Genomic DNA, 17,434 nt, shown 5'->3' with positions numbered 1-17,434 from the left:
AATTTTCCTTGTTACCAATCAATGGTTTTTCCCTGCCAATCAATGTAAGCAGGATTATCTAACTGAGATAAAAAATGAGTATCTGCAACAAACTTATATAGCTGCTTAGCAACAAATTCTGGTGTAAAAAGCTTATCTGCTGGGACATTGGCTTGAAAAGGTTTAGATAAAGGTGTGTCTGTTGTGCCAGGATGAAAGAGCACACAGTGGTTATGTTGAAAACGACGTTTGATCTCAATCGCAGCCGATTTAAACAGCATGTTAAGTGCAGCCTTTGAGGCACGATAACTGTACCAGCCACCCAGTTTATTATCAGAAATGCTGCCGACACGGGCACTCAATGCACAGATAACACTCGGGGTTTTACGGTTAAGCAAAGGTACAAAAGCATTAACGCAGGCAATCGGTAATAACGCATTCGTTTTCATACTGTCGATGAAGTGTGCCTGCGATATGTCTGATAATTTACGTTCTGGAGCATGATCCGAATTATGCAGCATGCCATTGAATATCATCAGTTGCGACAACGGAGTGTCGTAGCGTGCAAGCTCAGTTGCCACAACGGCTAAACTGGCATCACTGTAATCAGTGATAAAGTGCTGATGGCGCACATTATGTTGAGTTGTGCTATTAAAACTATTGTCAAAATCACTTCTGCTCAGAGTCACAATGATGGCATCGGTTAATTCATTGTGTAGCTCATTGAAGTAGGCTTTTGCGATATCACTGCTTGCGCCAGATAAAATAATTAGTTGCATTTTTAGCTCAATTCTAAATTTTTTAAAAAATATTTTTTCTCGTTCAACATAAAAAAGTCGCTTAAGAATGGGCAGTTTTTTATTCTTAAACTAAAAAGACAGACATAATTCAACATCTAAAAGCCTTACCAACTGTTTTTTGAACACGCCTTTATTTACACGGATTTTGCCTAAAATATTGGTAAGTCCATTTTACCAATTGAATGTATGAAACATGGTTTGTTAAGGCTAAGCTGCATAATTATTACGCTTTTATGTTTATATATTGGTTATTCTTTTTTACGAACATGTTAGAAAATTCGATCTATTAAATTGACGCTGACAATGATATTAATAGAAAGGATCAGTATTTTGTAGGCGTTTTGCTTAGCAAAATACTGTGCAGTAAGTACTTTCAACTTAGTAAAAGAAAGGAGTATGAGAATGAGTGAACAATACGCTGCACTTCGCGGTAATGTTAGCATGCTTGGACAAATGTTGGGTCAAACGATTAAAGATGCACAAGGACAAGCCATTTTAGATAAAGTAGAAGAAATTCGCGCTTTATCTAAATCGTCACGTAGTGGTAATGAAGCCGACAGACAGGCCCTTATTGATGTACTACACGCTCTCACAGACGAAGAACTATTACCGGTTGCACGCTCATTTAATCATTTTTTGAACCTTGCTAATGTTGCCGAACAATTTCACACTGTGTCACGCTTTAATGATGTTGGCTTTTGCCAACTTAATCCTCTCACTCAAACATTAAAAGCGTTAGCAACTGCGGCAAATCAAGGCCACATTGATATTAATCATTTAGCCGAAACTCTCTCAAAACTCCACATTAATTTAGTGCTCACCGCGCACCCTACAGAGGTGACGCGTCGTACTATGATTAACAAACACGTTGAGTTAAGTGATTGCTTAGCGTCATTAGAGCGCAAAGACAATCTACCTACAGAGCGTGCAGAACTTCTTAACCGTATAGAGCAGCTAATAAGCCAAGCATGGCATACGGATGATATTCGACGTTCACGCCCGACCCCTATTGATGAAGCAAAATGGGGCTTTGCCGTGATCGAAAACAGTCTATGGCATGCTGTGCCACGTTTTCTGCGTGAATTTACTGATGAGGTTAAATCTGAACTCGATTTAAGCTTACCAATTGATTACAGCCCGATAGAGTTTACATCGTGGATGGGCGGCGACCGTGACGGAAATCCATTTGTCACCGCTGAAGTGACGCAACAAGTGCTTGACCACGGTCGTTGGATGGCTCTCGATTTATATTCTCGTGATATTGAAACCCTGAGTAACGAACTATCAATGTCAGATGCAAGTGATGAGCTCATTGCGCTGGCAGGTCAAGAATTCGAACCATACCGTGCGGTGCTGAAAAACTTAAAAAATCAGATTGCTGAAACAGTTACGCACCTTGGTGCAAAAATTAAGCGTAAACGTACAGATTCTGAGGATTTAATTACCGACATAGCACAAATAAAACATCCCATTGAAGTGTGTTATCGCTCGTTAATTAAAACCAACATGCGAGTGGTTGCAGACGGTTTATTACTTGATGTGTTACGACGCATAAATAGCTTTGGTTTACGCCTAGCTAAGCTAGATGTACGTCAAGATTCGTCGCGCCACAGTGATGTGTTTTCTGAGTTAACACGCTATTTGGGCTTGGGCGATTATCACCAATGGCAAGAGGACGATAAGCAAGCTTTCTTACTTGCTGAGTTAAATTCGCGCAGACCGCTTATTCCTAAGCATTGGAAACCGAGTCCCGATGTACAAGAAGTACTAGATACCTTTGATGTTATTGCTGCACAAGATGCACACACATTCGGTTTATATATCATTTCTATGGCACGCACTGCGTCTGATGTATTAGCTGTGCAATTGCTTCTAAAAGAAAGTGGTTGTAAGTTTAAATTACCCGTGGCTCCTTTATTTGAAACGTTGGATGACTTAAATGCGGGTAAAGATGTTATCGAGTGCCTACTTGATAACACTTGGTATCGTGGTCATATACAAAATCAACAAAATGTCATGATTGGCTATTCAGATTCTGCGAAAGATGCGGGCATGATGGCTGCTGGCTGGGCGCAGTACGAAGCCATGGATAAACTTGTTCAACTTGCTGAGCAACGTGGCATTGAGTTGGTATTGTTCCATGGACGAGGTGGCACCGTGGGACGCGGAGGGGCTCCTGCGGCGCAAGCACTGCGTTCTCAACCACCGGGTTCATTAAAAGGGGGACTACGTGTTACTGAACAAGGCGAGATGATCCGCTTTAAGTTTGGTCTGCCTGCCGTTGCGCTACAAAGTCTTAATATTTATGCTGGTGCAGTGCTTGAAAGTAATTTGTTACCGCCTCCTGAGCCTAAGAGTGAATGGCGTGATGTGATGCAGCTTATTAGCGCCGAGTCATGTGAGCATTACCGCGATGTGGTTCGTCATGATGAAAACTTTGTTCCCTATTTTAGAATGGCGACGCCAGAGCAAGAGCTTTCAAAATTGCCATTGGGTTCACGCCCTGCGAAACGAAACCCACATGGCGGGGTAGAAAGTTTGCGTGCAATCCCATGGATTTTTGCATGGAGCCAAAACCGCCTAATGTTACCGGCTTGGCTTGGCGCATTAAGAGGTTTACAAGCTGCACTAGATAAGTACGGTATTGAAACCTTGCATGAAATGAGTTTGCAATGGCCATTTTTCCGTGCGCGTTTAGAAATGCTAGAAATGGTATTTAGTAAGGCGGATAGCTGGTTAAGCGCACACTATGATGATGCGTTAGTGACAGATCAATATAAACCGCTCGGTGTGAAGTTACGCCAAGAACTTAATGAAGCAATTGAATTGGTTCAATCATTGAGTCCACAAAAAAGTTTACTTGCTGATCAACCGTGGATCAAAGAGTCTATTGCTTTGCGTAACCCGTACACCGATCCTCTCAACTTGTTACAAGTCGAATTACTACGTCGCTCGCGTGAAGCAGATGCTAGTTCAGCGGGTGATATTGATAATGCACTCATGATCACCATGACAGGGATTGCTGCGGGTATGCGTAATACCGGTTAATCACTCTTCATCTACTAATCGTACGTCGATTGGTAAGGTAATTATAAACCGTGCGCCGTGATCAGATGACTCGGCGCATATTTTCCCTTTTAAGTTGTACTGCACTGCGTTAAAAACAACATTTAAACCCAGCCCCAAATGCTGGCTACCCATATTGGATGTGTAAAAGGGGGTGAAAATTTCTTTAAGAATTCCATCTTCAATTCCTACACCGTTATCTTGATAGATAATATCAACACACTGCGCATTCTGCTTAATTACAATGTCTACTTTGCCTTCATCACGGTCAATAAACCCATGTTCGCAGGAGTTAATCACCAGTGTTTTTAAAACATCACCTAAAATAGAGGGGTAAGACATAATCGTGACATCATCACCACTCACTTCGTAATAAATATGTTTTCCTAGATAGATACTCAGCGGTTCTAGTCGGTCGTGCATATACTCAAGAAGCACAATATTTGACATCGGTTTATCAAGATTAATAGAGACATTGAGCGATTTAAATTCTTCAACAATGCTGGCGAGTCGATTAACACTACTGATCACCAACTCTTTTGCACTGCTGGTATCATTTATAAACTCGTGGAAATGCTTGCTGGTTAAATTTCGGTTTTCAAACTTATCAGATAAGCCCGTTAAGTATTTATCTATTAGCGAGCTGGCTGTCACAATGGTGCCTATCGGGGTATTTAATTGATGCGCCATGCCTGAGACTAATGACGTAAGCGACGCTATTTTTTCGATTTCTATAAGATGGCTTTGTGTATCATGGAGGCGTTTGAGCGTGGCTGCGAGTTTATGTTTTTGTCTGTTAATACTTCGTATGGCTATAAATGAGCCGATAATAATCAAGAATAGACACATCGAGATGGCAATTGTTAAATCTTGGAATGCTTTTGCTTTGGTTGCTTTTATTTGCTCTGTTTTGGTGAGTTCAGAAATTCTCACTTCTTTTGCAGCTAAATCAGCTTCGGCTAAGGCTTTGGTTAAATTAACACTTGCCTGACGTTTCAAAGCGACCGTTTGTATGTCGTTGTACTGTTTATAAGCTATCAGTGCATTTTGATAATTGCCTTGTTTTTCATAGAGACTTGCCGTGAATTTTGCGACTTCTAGCTGTGTTTCAAAATGCGTATATTTATCAGAATCGAGATCGATTGATGTGATCAAACTAATAGCGTGTTCAATTTTACCTTGTGCTTCATATGTCGCTGTAAGCGCTAAAATAGCACTCATGTATTCACTGCTTACATCATGCTCTTTTATTAAATCAACGGCGTTTAATAACACGTTTTCAGAGGCTTCTAAGTCACCTAACAGTCGAAGAATTTTGCCTTTCAGGACTAAACTTATACTTTGGTGTGTGATGTAGTCATGCTTTTCTTGCAAAATGAGTAGCGCATCTAAAACTGCCATCGCTTCATCGTATTTTTTAAGCCCAACCAGTGCGGTCGCAATATTCATTGATGCAAACGATTCGTTGAGTGTTTGATTATTTGTTTGTGCGTAGAGTTTGTAATTTTCGAATGTGGTTAATGCTTCTTTAAAGCGTTCTAATTCTAAGTAGATAAGCGCTATATTGTTTTCGACTTGATAAACAAGAAGTTGATTTCGTTGTCTCGCAAAGGGAATTGCATCGTTATAGTAGTTGAGGGCTTCTTCGTAAAGGCCAAGTCGTGAATAGATTCCACCAGAAAGGTTGTAATACCCATACATTAAACTCTTTTCACTCAGTCGAGAGACCATGCTTTTGTATTCTACCACTGACTGCATCGCATCTTCGAACTGATTGTTTTCAAATAAAAACCAGGTTTTGTAGTTGGTAATCATAACTCTTTGTTCGAGTGAAAAGTCATCTGTTTCGAGTAAAGAGTTGACTAAATTGAGCCCTTCGGTTGGGGAGTGTGCGTAGCTTTCCCTGATTGTATTGCGTATTTTTTCAAACTCATCTGCTGTTTTAACGTTAGCTTGACCCGCAACGGGGAAGCTAAACACCAGCAGACTAAACAAAAATGTAATGAGTACTCTGGCCATGCATGAACTCAATAGATAAAAAATAAAGTATTAATACCAGAATAGTTCATACGGTCGATTTCGTTCAGGTACAAACTGTATATTTTATTAGTAATGTGAATTATCAGAAAAAACGTATTGTTGGTTAGGAAAAATTACAGGTATCTAACAAGTAAACACAACGTGAAAAATCGCTACAGATATTTAATTATTGTCTAGCACTAAACTATTATTTTCTTGTCTGGTCTGACCTATTTTATTGCTAGGTGTTGACTCAGTTGTAGATATCAATAAAATAGCGCGGCTTTCTCATTCAGCCTAGATTAAGCCCATTTAAAAATTACCCACAGACTTTTAGAGTAACTTTATGACCAATGTGTCTACTTGCATCACATATGATGCATCGACGTCGCTTGTAATGATGACGTTAAGAGGGATGGCAAGTGCACAGGATGTGATAAATTTTTACCAAATAGCCCATCAATACTCTTTATTGTATGGATCAGATAAAATTTTGGTCGATGTATCCGAGTTAACCCATAACTTTGAGCCTGCAGACTTATTTACCATTATGCCCGTTGTTGCAAACACTTTAAAGCGAGCAGTAATCGCAATTGTGGTCAGTTTTGATGGGTTTATGCATGACCTGTTTGTGCAAAAGGCCAAGCGTTATAACGTGCATGCAGAAAATTTCGAATGTTTTCAAACAGCAAAAAATTGGCTTATAGAACAGTAATCTCAAAATGTGACAGACACACCCGGTTCTACTTTAAAGCTGCAGATAATTAGCCTATTAAATCGGGACATAATTGAGCTTTGCACGCCTTAGAGTCTAGTAATTACGGGCATAACCTTTTACACTGTATAGCCAATTAATAATTATAATTTGTTATGACAGCAAGTAGTAAAGAACTGAGCCAAGAAGCGCTAAATTTAGCGTCATTTAGTTTTTCTTTAGAGCAAAAAACAGCGCTTTTTACTCAGTTAAAGCAGCAGCGCGGTATTCTATTTCAGCGCGATATTATTGCTCTGTGTAATGAGTATAAACTCACAGAAACACAGTTACTTAAAGCGTGTGTACCCGTTGCGAGTTTATTTTCTGTTGCGCCTATATCGCAATTTTATGTCGGTGCAATTGCACTGGGTATTAATCAGCAAGGCGAAACTCAGTTCTATTTTGGTGCGAATGTTGAGTTTACCCATCAAGCATTAAGTTTAGTTGTTCATGCAGAGCAGTCAGCGATAAATAATGCCTGGCTAAATGGGGCAAAATCAGTCATTAAAATTGCAATTAGTGATGCGCCGTGTGGTTATTGCCGCCAGTTCATGAATGAGCTAGATACAGCCGATTCGCTTGAGATACTCCTACCAGAAAAGCACTTTAGTTTGCATGACTTACTGCCTAATGCGTTTGGTCCTAAAGACTTAGGTAATGAAATAAGTCTTATGTCGCAGTCAGCGAGTACGCATCAATTTTCAGGTATTAGTAACGCGTGTGATGAAACACTCATTAAAACAGCATTAAATGCCTACGTGCCTTATACAGGGAATTTTAGCGCCGTTAAAATTAGTACGTATCAAGACGGTGATTTTTATGGCAGTTACGCAGAAAATGCGGCATATAGCCCCAGTTTGTCACCTTTACAAAGTGCGTTGAGCCAGTTTTATCTTAGTGGATTAAGTTTTGACGATCAGACGGTTAAGTCAATCACTTTACTTGAGACAGAAGACGCGAAAAATCAATTAGAGGTGGCGAAAGCAGTGCTGGCAAGCTTTGAAAACCCACCAGCATTTGAATACATTACAGCGGCTTTAATTAAGTAATAGTTTGGCCGCTTCAATGACGACGGCGACCGACTTTTTCTCGATCTCGCCGTGGTCTACATTAGGGATTTCTTGCTTAGTTCTATTTACTAATACCCCAGCTACACAGGCTGCTCTGAGGCCTAAAGCAGCACACATAGTAAAGAGTGTTGCCGATTCCATTTCATAATTCATGACACCAAGTTTTTGCCACTCTTCACAACTACCTTGCAAAGCACGTGGTACATAACCTGAATAGGTATCGTAGCGTTCTTGCCCAGGATAAAATGTATCACTCGATGCCGTAATACCAATATGATAATTGATGGCTAAGTTATCGCAGGCATTAACCATTGCTTGTGTGGCAAAAAAATCAGAAACCGCAGGGTAACTTAACGGGGCAAAGTGTTGGCTTGCTCCATCTAAACGCACAGACGCTTGGCTAATTAAAATGTCACCTTCGTTAATATGTGGTTGAATGGCTCCGGTTGTCCCAATGCGTAAAAAAGTATCAACACCCAGTTGTGCTAATTCTTCTACAGCGATTGATGTCGAAGGTCCACCAATGCCAGTCGAACATACCACAACGCTGTGGCCATTTAGTTCACCACGATAAACATGAAATTCACGGGTTCTTGCTAAGCATTCAGGGTTATCAAGAAAGGTTGAAATACGCGCTGAGCGGTCAGGATCGCCAGGAACGATTGCCAAAGTGGCACCTTTTAAGTCGTCACGTGAGAGTCCTAAGTGAAATACCTTTTCCATTTTTGAACCTTATTTTTATCTAAAGCGTAATACTTAAATCATCTGCTTGTAAAGTACAGGACAGATGTCCTATTTAAGGTGAAGGTTGCAAGAATCGAACAGATAACCTAAACCTAAAGATGTAATGATAAAAGAGGATATATTATGCCTGCGTCATCTTCTATGAGTAAACATCAACAATTTGCCCGCTGCTTAGAAAGTTCACACGTATCAGCCTCGGCGCCTTTTCACTGGTTGTCTTTGGCGTTTAAAGATATCGCTAATGCACCCATATTAAGTTTAGTTTATGGTTTAGTGTTCACCCTAATACCCGCTACGATTATGTACTTTGTGTATCAATTTGATACCCATCTTGTGATTTTACCGGCTGTTGTTGCCTTTGCATTAATTGGTCCTGCATTTGCGGCAGGCCTATATGATGTTGCTTGGGAGCTTGAAAAAGGGCATAAACCAACTTTATTTCATAGCTTAAAATCAATGTTTAGAAATCCTGCCGGTGAATGGGGATTTGCTTTTTTACTTATGGTGATAATGATTGTGTGGATGCGATTAGCAGCACTTATCCATGCCTTGTATCCAAACGTTGTGAACCCAAGCTTTGAGCAATTATCGGCATTTTTAACCCTAGGTACGATTGTCGGTGGTATTTTACTAGTCACTGTGTTTGCCATTTCGGCCTTTACGCCGCAAATTATGATGGAGCGTCGTGTGGACTTAATGACAGCGGTCATCTCTTCTATTAACGCCGTTAAAACAAACGCGGCAGCAATGATTGTGTGGGCTGGGTTAATACTGTGCTTGGTATTTGTCGGGTTTATCACTGGCACGGCCGGTTTTATTGTCATTATGCCTTTACTTAGCTATGCAAGCTGGCATGCGTATATTGCGGTGATCAAGACTAAGAAACCACGAGGCTACGAATAATGAGTATTCACTCTGCATGAATATAAATCTAGTGCAGTAATCTCACCGATTGCTGCACTATTTGACTTTAACTTAACGCATGTTATACCTGCCTCATTAGATTGTTTATTTAATTCATAAGCAAATTCAACTTTTCTGTTTGAGAAAATAAATCTATTAAATTCAATGAGTTGTTTTTTCTAATTTTCATACGCTGTTTAATACTAGGCTTATCTAGTTTTGAACTTTGTGCTAAATGCATAAATTTTTGTTAGCGCATGATTATGCAGATAATTATCAGCGGAGTAGATATGAGTAACACACAAAAAGCATTCCACGACAAATTAAGTCACTGCCTTTGTCCACCAGGAGACGGTGTTTTTACGGTTAATACAGCTAAAGAGCGTAAAGATGCCCTTCGTACCAAGCTTTATGGCCAAACAGAAAATGTTGATGTGCTGTGGAAAGAATCACTCGAGACATTAGCAGACTCTGAGCATAAAGCCGTTATTTTAGGGATTAGTTCAGATTGTGGCGGTGGTATTTTACGTGGGGCCAATTGGGGACCACTATTTTTACGTTCGACATTAATTGATCAACAGCCTCAAGCACGTGCTTTTGATTTAGGTGATGTGCGTGTTATTCCACATTTATTGCATGATAAATATTTGAACGATGCAACGATTAGTAACTGTCAAAAAGCGTTGTATGCTGACGAAAATAGTGAATATCATGTTTCACCACTTTCTATTACAGAAGATGTATGTGATGGCTTTTATGCACACTACCCAGAAAAAGGGATTTTTGGAATAGGGGGCGACCATTCAATTAGTTACCCGTTAACCAAAGCGTATTTAAAAGCAAAACGCGATGCAGGTAAACGCACTGCTATTATTCATTTTGATGCGCACACCGACCTATTAGTTGAACGATTAGGGATTGATTTGTGTTTTGGCTCGTGGTGCACACATATTCTTGAGTATTTACCCGCTCCGCGTAATTTGATCCAATTTGGTATTCGTTCAAGTGGCAAACCAAAAGCGCATTGGGAATCAACATTCGGTGTGAAACAGCATTGGGCGCATGAAATAATCGAACGCGGCGCAAAAGCGGTTGCAGATGAGGTTATTGCACAACTTAAAGCAGACAATATTGATGAGCTATACGTGAGCTTCGATATAGACGCGCTTGATGAAAGTTTCGCTTCGGCTACCGGTACGCCAGAAGCGGGGGGATTAACTCCTCAGCATGCACTGGATATTTTGGTGGCGTTAGCCGATGAGTTTCCGATCACAGGGGCTGACATGATGGAAATTGCCCCCTTTACGGACAGTTCGTTGATTGGTCAAACAAGTTCAGAAACAACGTTGAGAGAGGGTGCAAAAATCTCAGCATTTTTAATCGGTGCAATGAATAAATAATACGTTAATAATGCAAGGGCCTGTGTATTAGGCCCTTGTTCTGGTCACAATTGTTAATTCTATTTCAATAATGGCTACATCACGCTATATTGATAGTTAATAATCATATTGTGGTGTTGTTGCTGTATGCGCAATTTACTAATTTTGTCTTTGTTGCTTTTAATATTTCCTTGTTTTGCAGCAATTACAGTAGTGACTGAGAACTTACCAAATTTTCACTATCAAAATGAAAAAGGCGAACTTGTTGGTACTGTCGTTGATAAAGTAAAGGCAGCATTAACGCGCAGCGGCGTTAACTACACACTATCGGTTAATCCTTGGTCTATTTCATACAATGCAGCACTGCGTGACAGTAACACCTGTATCTTTTCTATGGCGAGGCTTCCAGTCAGAGAAGCGCATTTTAAATGGATTTCCAAGCTGTCTAACTTTACCGTCTCGTTTTATAGCTTCAAGCCTGAGCATATAAATATTGCAAATCTGGGTGATGCGAAGCGATACCGTATTGCCGTTTTAAAAGACAATTACAGTCATATTTATTTAGCAGAACATGGTTTTAATGAAAAAAACCAACTCATCTTATTAAATAGTTTTGACAACATATACGATATATTAAAAAGCCGTCGTAATAGTATCGATTTAGTGGTGCTCAGCGATGAACAATTTAACTTCGCGCTCCAGCAAGACCCCTCACTCTCGTCATTAAAACCTGTTTATGAAATCCCAGTGGGAAGCCAAGAATTGTATTTTGCTTGCAATAAAAATATCAACAATTCAACCTTGGAAAAATTAACCAACGCCTTTGCATTTGACGATAAAAAATAGCACTTGTTGATTGCATTAAAGTCGCTATAATCAGCTGCTTTTTGACCATTCTTGCAAAAGTGTAACGTCTAAAAAGTACTGTGTATTCAAAAGATTGAATGCGATTCTATATTTAGGAGCTGCAATGAGTGATTTACTCATTATTATGTTATTAATTTTGATTAGTGCGTTATTTGCGATGAGTGAGATAGCCATCGCTGCATCACGCAAGATCAAATTGCGCGTTATGGTTGATGAAGGTAGTAAAAAAGCGCAGGCGGTTTTAACACTGCAAGAGCAACCAGGTGCTTTTTTTGCGATGATTCAAATTGCGCTGAACGCCATAGCGATTTTAGGCGGGATAGTGGGTGAGCAAGCCTTATCACCTTACATTGAACAAATTTTGGTCATGGTCTACCAAGGGCCGTTGCTTAGTCAGATAAGCTTTTTAATCTCGTTTTTTTGTATTACGTCGCTCTTTATCTTATTTGCAGACTTGCTACCAAAACGTTTGGCGATGATCATGCCGGAAGTGGTCGCAGTGAATGTTGTTTCAATCATGCGCTGGGTAACTTTTGCGCTAACACCGTTTGTGATGTTTTTTAATGGCACCACTAATTTTATTCTGCGTGCTTTTAAAGTGCCGGCAGAACGAGAAGACATTGTAACCACAGAAGACATTGTTGCCATGATGGATGCAGGTGCTGAATACGGAAGTTTACAGCAGCAAGAGTATGAGATTATTGGTAATGTATTTGACTTAGAAGCTCGCTTTTTATCGAGTGTGATGACACCGCGAGATCAAATTGTGTTTTTCGATGTGAAAGCCGCTGCGGATGATGTCGCTACAAAAATTATTGAACACCCACACAATCACTTTTTAGTGTGCGATGGCAGTTTAGATAAATTAATTGGTTCGGTCGAATCAAAAGATATTTTGCGTAAGGTACTCAAAGGCCAAAATGCTGACATAGATGAGGAACTGATCAATAAGGATATCTTTTATTTACCTGAAACCCTCAGTTTGTCAGAAGCGTTAAATACTTTTAAAACCGCCGCTGAGCCGTTTGCTGTTGTTGTTAATGAATACGCATTAATGGTTGGCATCGTCACGGTAAAAGATCTTATGAAAGGCTTTATGGGAGACTTAATATCTCACCAAGGTGAGGAGCTTATCATCAAGCGTGATGCAAATTCGTGGCTGGTGGACGGACTTACGCCAGTGGTTGAGCTGGCAAAAGTACTTGAGCTTGAAGATTTTCCTGATCAATCTCATTTTGAAACTGTTGCGGGTTTTTTAATTTACACAATGAAACGTTTGCCTAAGCGCGCTGAGTTTATTCATTATGGCGGCTATAAATTTGAAGTTGTGGATGTTGAAGGGGTGAAAGTAGAGCAGTTACTTGTTTCTCGATTATCATCCAGTGAAGGCGCATAAGCGCCTTTTCCTTTCATTTAAAGTGGCATTAATTGTCTGTATACTGAGGCAGTTTATTATAATTTAAGACTTTCTATGTGCCTTTTTAAAAATGTTTATGGTGCCTTTCGTGCTGCACTGCTTGTTTTTTTCTTACTATTATCTTTTTTTAGTTTTGCAGTAAAACCTACTAACCAAACTCTTGTTATGGTCGGGGGCGAGCTGGCTATGTGTTCAAGTGCAAATAGTCAACACTGTACAAGTGAAGAGGCAATTTCAGGTAAGCAATCAAGGTTGTTCAAAATTACCCGTGAAGCAATCAAAACCGTTAATCAATCATGGCCGACTAATAATAAAGCGAATAAAAAAGCGGTTAATACCCTATTAAATACACTTGTAGACACTCATTCTAAATCAATGCGTAAAACGCAGTTACTGTGGGCATGGCGTGATACCAATAATGAGCTATTAAGTGTTTTACATGTCAGCGAATTCAACTATGTGTTAGATATGCTAGAGATTGCCGTCGTCGATCAGCAGCAAAATAGAATAAAAGAACGTGTGTTTCCTGCTTATAATGTGGAGTCATCAAGCACTGATATCCTTGACTTTGTTGCTGCGAGTATAAAAGTAAACAGCCAAACCCCGAAGGTTTTGGTGATCACCGCATCTAGCCTCGATCCTTATGCGAGTGCTGATTATTATGAGTCATTACTTAATCATAAAGGTATTCAAGCAGAGTGGTTACCTTTAACGCCCGCGTCAGCGTATGCCCTTGTTAATAATAAGTGTAATGAACTCAATACATTGCGCCAAACCGAAATGCACTTATTTAATCGAGAAAAGGTGTATAGAGATAGAACCGACACCGAACTGGCCTTTTGCCAGCAAGGTATTAATGCATTACATAAGCAGTTAAACACGGCCACCGCGGTGATATTTAACGACGGTGATCAAGCACTTGCTCAGCAGGTATTATTTACTCGTTCTGGCGAGGCTTATCCGTGGTTTACAAAACTTCAATCACGCCCTGTTATCATGGGGGTGGGCAGTGGCAGTATCTTACAAAACGGTGGAGTTTCTGCACAAGGGAAAAAATCGGTGATGGTTTTGCAAGGTGACAGTCTGTCTGCTCTTAGGCAAGGTGGTACGAACTATGACTGCATTGGTTGTGAAATGAAAGAAGCGAGTGACGTTTTAGTTTATTCAACTAAAAGTGGCCTTGCGACATTTGACTATGGCACTGTTGATAGCCATTTTAGTGAACGTAACAGATCAATGCGCTTGGCTAGATTACTTGCCGACACAGGACAAAAATATGGCTTTGGGATTGACGAAACAACGGCCTTAGTGTCGATTCGCTCAGCAGACACAGCCTTAATGACCGTCATAGGTAAAAATGGCGTTGTTCATATTGAGTCAGCGGGGAAGCTGAGCGGCAAACTCAGTTATTGGCCGGCAGGCGCAGTTATTGATGTCACTGACAAGGGCTTTAGTTTTGCTAAACGCAGTGTTGATAATGCCTTGCCAAGTATGACAATTCCTCCGTTACCACTGCAACGATTTGGCGGTATTTTCAGTGAAGCCAAACTCCGTTCATTACTGCAAGCCATGTGTTTAACACAAGAACAACAGGCGGTTGCTCAACAAGATGAGTTTTTACTTAACTTAGATGCTACAGAGCAAACTCATTACTATCGAATTAACAAAAGTCGCTCTGGTTGCGGCGTCGAAAACCTTTCATTTAAAGTTAAAACGTTTAATTAATCACTAAAATGCACAGAAGCTTAGCCTATTTTCATGTTTAGAAAATGGGCTAAGGTCTTACTTTATAATTACAAAATTCAACATAATCAGTATGTTATTTTTTCTTACGTTTAACTAAGTCGCACAGCTATCTAGCACGTTTATTTAATTCTTCTACACATCGTTTTAAACACACTAAAGACATTCTCATTGATGTAAGTCATACGCGTAATGATTAAATTTAAGCTAACCTGTAATGAAAAGAGCTGAGTGGTTGATAATGCGATGAAAAAATTACTGTTATTAACGAGCGGGGGAGATTGTCCAGGACTCAATGGGGTGATCCGTGCCATTGTAAAAGCGGCTGCACATGATGGAAACTGGCAAGTCTATGGCAGTCGACGCGCTTACTGTGGAGTGTTAGAGACACCGCACGATATTATTCATCTTTCTGATGACGTTGTTGCTGGGATACATGTTCGTGGCGGTACTATTTTAGAGACGGTTAATAAAGGCAACCCTATTGCATTCCCGACAGACATAAAGGGTAAGCGTGTGTTGGTCGACCGATCCAATGAATTAATCAACGTAATTAGCGAACTAGGCTTTGATGCGGTTATTAATATTGGCGGTGATGGGTCCCACAGAGTGTCTCAGCATTTATATGAACGCTGGTTAAACATAATTGGTGTACCAAAAACCATTGATAATGATTTGTTTGGCACTGATTACACCATCGGTTTTCAAACTGCGGTAGACACCGCAACCGAAGCTATCGATCGGTTAATCCCGACAGCTCAAAGTCATAATCGCGTTATTATTACAGAAGTCATGGGGCGAGATGCAGGCTGGATTTGCTTACATTCGGCAATCGCAGCAGGCGCAGAAGTTGCGCTTCTTCCCGAAATTCCTTATTGCATAGAGACGATTATTAACAAGCTACAGACTCGTTTCGATAACGGGCATGGCTTCGCTAATATCGTAATTTCTGAGGGTGCAAAACCAATTGAAGGTGAAGTTGTGAGTCACCAGTCTACTGAATTTGGCTACGAAAACCCTGTATTAGGAGGCATTGCAGAGCAATTGGCAATGCGTATTAAAGCGCAACTCCCGTTAGATGTTCGTGTGACTGTTTTGGGTCATATTCAACGAGGTGGTACCCCTAATTCATTTGATAGGGTGCTTGGTGCAGAATATGGAGTATTGGCTTTTGAGCTTGTTAAACAAGGTAAATTTGGTTTAATACCGGTTCATAAAAATGGTGAAATTAAACCAATCAGTTTAAAAGAAGCAACATCACAGTATCGGGCTATTCCGCTTGAGCATGTACTTATTAAAACAGCCAGAAGTATGGGCATATGCTTAGGTGATACCTAGGAAAATGGCGTGTTCATAAGCCGTGACTTATTTCACTAAATGCTGATTCTAAAATTGTTGTTTTAGCTTTGTTCAAAATTCATCCTACAAAGCAAGGGTTTTATTTAATGTAAATTAATTTAAAGAGGGTTGATCTGTGTCAATTTTAGTTTAGAATGATCGTTCATTCTAAACTAAGGGTATAAACATGCACCGCTCTCGCATTCCATTTTTTGCAGTGTCAGCACTGGCTGCCGCTGTGCTTTTATCAGGCTGTGGCCAATCAGAACCAGCTCAAGGGCAGATGCAGGCAGCTCAGGCTGTTCCTGTGGGTGTTATTGAGATGCAAAGTAAACCGCTTACGCTAACAAAAGAGTTACCGGGTCGCGTGTCTGCATCACGTATCGCAGAAATCCGTCCACAGGTGAATGGTATTATTCAATCACGCTTATTTGTTGAAGGGGCGGAGGTTGAAAAAGGTCAGGCACTTTATCAAATTGACCCCTCTACATTTGAAGCCCAAGTTGCAACCAGTAAAGCGGCTATTACTAAAGCTGAGGCGAGTATTTCAAACGCAAAAGCGAAGTCTGAACGTTATAAAGAGCTACTCAGTATTAAAGCCGTTAGTCAACAAGACTTTGATGAAGCCGATGCTGCTTACAAAGGAGCAAAAGCCGACTTACTAACAGCACAAGCACAATTAAAAACGGCTCAAATTAATTTAAATTACAGCAAAGTTTTAGCGCCTATCAGTGGTCAAATTGGTAAATCAAATGTCACCGCAGGTGCGCTTGTCAGTGCAAACCAAGCAACTGCTTTAGCGACGATTACGCAACTTGATCCGATTTTTGTTGATTTAACACAATCAAGCAGTGAACTTACTCGTCTTAAAAAAGCGATTGCTGCAGGTGAGCTTGATAAAGATGCCGCACTGCACTCTAACGTTGAGCTAAAAATGGAAGACGGAAGTACCTATCAACACAAAGGGGTGCTTAAATTTTCAGAAGTAACCGTTGACCCAAGCACGGGGTCAGTGACCTTGCGTGCAGAATTTCCTAACCCAGAAAAGCTTTTACTCCCAGGTATGTATGTTCGCGCAGTTGTTGTTGAAGGCGTTAAAAGTGATGCAATCTTAGCACCGCAACGAGGTGTTAGCCGCAATACAAAAGGTGAGCCGACAGCGATGGTGGTGAGTAAAGATAACACTGTAGAAGCTCGCGTGCTTAAAACAGACCGCACGGTCGGTTCAAACTGGTTAGTGACTGAGGGACTAAATAACGGCGATAAGCTCATTGTGGAAGGCTTACAAAAAATTCGCCCAGGTGCACCAGTCAATCCAATGCCTGCTGAAACAACAGCAAACAGCCAGTAACGGA

At 40.5% G+C, this 17,434-nt stretch carries 13 protein-coding genes; 10 read left to right on the top strand and 3 right to left on the bottom strand.

Annotated elements, in window-relative coordinates:
• Positions 1 to 11 precede the first annotated feature (11 nt).
• Positions 12 to 758, bottom strand: coding sequence for an SDR family NAD(P)-dependent oxidoreductase (locus tag GZH31_RS17075; protein ID WP_180311858.1), 747 nt, complete (start codon positions 756 to 758; stop codon positions 12 to 14).
• Positions 759 to 1,181: 423 nt separating this feature from the next.
• Between GZH31_RS17075 and ppc the strand changes: the two genes are divergently transcribed.
• Complete coding sequence (gene ppc, locus GZH31_RS17070) at positions 1,182 to 3,827, top strand: phosphoenolpyruvate carboxylase (RefSeq protein WP_036972780.1); 2,646 nt, start codon at positions 1,182 to 1,184, stop codon at positions 3,825 to 3,827.
• Here the strand turns inward: ppc and GZH31_RS17065 are convergent, their stop codons facing one another.
• Entirely contained in the window at positions 3,828 to 5,864 is a 2,037-nt protein-coding gene (locus GZH31_RS17065; protein WP_180311857.1) for an ATP-binding protein, read from the bottom strand.
• A gap of 397 nt (positions 5,865 to 6,261) precedes the next feature.
• Here GZH31_RS17065 and GZH31_RS17060 point away from each other — a divergent pair, with 397 nt between their 5' ends.
• Together GZH31_RS17060 and cdd are read left to right on the top strand one after the other, a co-directional pair.
• Positions 6,262 to 6,579, top strand: coding sequence for a hypothetical protein (locus GZH31_RS17060; protein ID WP_227006865.1), 318 nt, complete (start codon positions 6,262 to 6,264; stop codon positions 6,577 to 6,579).
• 155 nt (positions 6,580 to 6,734) lie between these two features.
• Positions 6,735 to 7,667: a cytidine deaminase gene (cdd, locus tag GZH31_RS17055; RefSeq protein WP_180311856.1), complete on the top strand. Its 933-nt coding sequence runs from the start codon at positions 6,735 to 6,737 to the stop codon at positions 7,665 to 7,667.
• Here cdd and udp read toward each other — a convergent pair.
• A complete protein-coding gene (gene udp, locus GZH31_RS17050; protein WP_180311855.1) occupies positions 7,656 to 8,411 on the bottom strand; it encodes a uridine phosphorylase in 756 nt (251 codons plus the stop codon). The genes cdd and udp overlap by 12 nt on opposite strands.
• A 144-nt stretch (positions 8,412 to 8,555) precedes the next feature.
• Here udp and GZH31_RS17045 point away from each other — a divergent pair, with 144 nt between their 5' ends.
• The 7 genes from GZH31_RS17045 to GZH31_RS17015 all read left to right on the top strand — a co-directional run bounded on the left by GZH31_RS17045 (position 8,556) and on the right by GZH31_RS17015 (position 17,430).
• A complete protein-coding gene (locus tag GZH31_RS17045; RefSeq protein ID WP_036972774.1) occupies positions 8,556 to 9,335 on the top strand; it encodes a DUF2189 domain-containing protein in 780 nt (259 codons plus the stop codon).
• 290 nt (positions 9,336 to 9,625) lie between these two features.
• Positions 9,626 to 10,735: an arginase family protein gene (locus GZH31_RS17040; RefSeq protein ID WP_180311854.1), complete on the top strand. Its 1,110-nt coding sequence runs from the start codon at positions 9,626 to 9,628 to the stop codon at positions 10,733 to 10,735.
• A gap of 126 nt (positions 10,736 to 10,861) precedes the next feature.
• Positions 10,862 to 11,560 (top strand): ABC transporter substrate-binding protein, encoded by a 699-nt coding sequence (locus GZH31_RS17035; RefSeq protein WP_180311853.1) that lies wholly within the window; start codon positions 10,862 to 10,864, stop codon positions 11,558 to 11,560.
• A gap of 124 nt (positions 11,561 to 11,684) precedes the next feature.
• On the top strand, positions 11,685 to 12,977 hold the full coding sequence (locus tag GZH31_RS17030; RefSeq protein WP_036972771.1) for a hemolysin family protein: 1,293 nt from the start codon (positions 11,685 to 11,687) through the stop codon (positions 12,975 to 12,977).
• Between the two features lie 75 nt (positions 12,978 to 13,052).
• Positions 13,053 to 14,723, top strand: a complete 1,671-nt coding sequence (locus GZH31_RS17025) for a cyanophycinase (RefSeq protein WP_180311852.1) — start codon at positions 13,053 to 13,055, stop codon at positions 14,721 to 14,723.
• Positions 14,724 to 14,987: 264 nt separating this feature from the next.
• Positions 14,988 to 16,079: a 6-phosphofructokinase gene (locus tag GZH31_RS17020; RefSeq protein ID WP_180311851.1), complete on the top strand. Its 1,092-nt coding sequence runs from the start codon at positions 14,988 to 14,990 to the stop codon at positions 16,077 to 16,079.
• 187 nt (positions 16,080 to 16,266) lie between these two features.
• Positions 16,267 to 17,430 (top strand): efflux RND transporter periplasmic adaptor subunit, encoded by a 1,164-nt coding sequence (locus GZH31_RS17015; protein ID WP_036972769.1) that lies wholly within the window; start codon positions 16,267 to 16,269, stop codon positions 17,428 to 17,430.
• The last annotated feature ends 4 nt before the right edge of the window (positions 17,431 to 17,434 follow it).

It is taken from the genome of Pseudoalteromonas sp. JSTW (assembly GCF_013423925.1).
Taxonomy (GTDB): Bacteria; Pseudomonadota; Gammaproteobacteria; order Enterobacterales; family Alteromonadaceae; genus Pseudoalteromonas; species Pseudoalteromonas lipolytica.
This window is presented reverse-complemented; position numbering and strand designations above follow the sequence as displayed.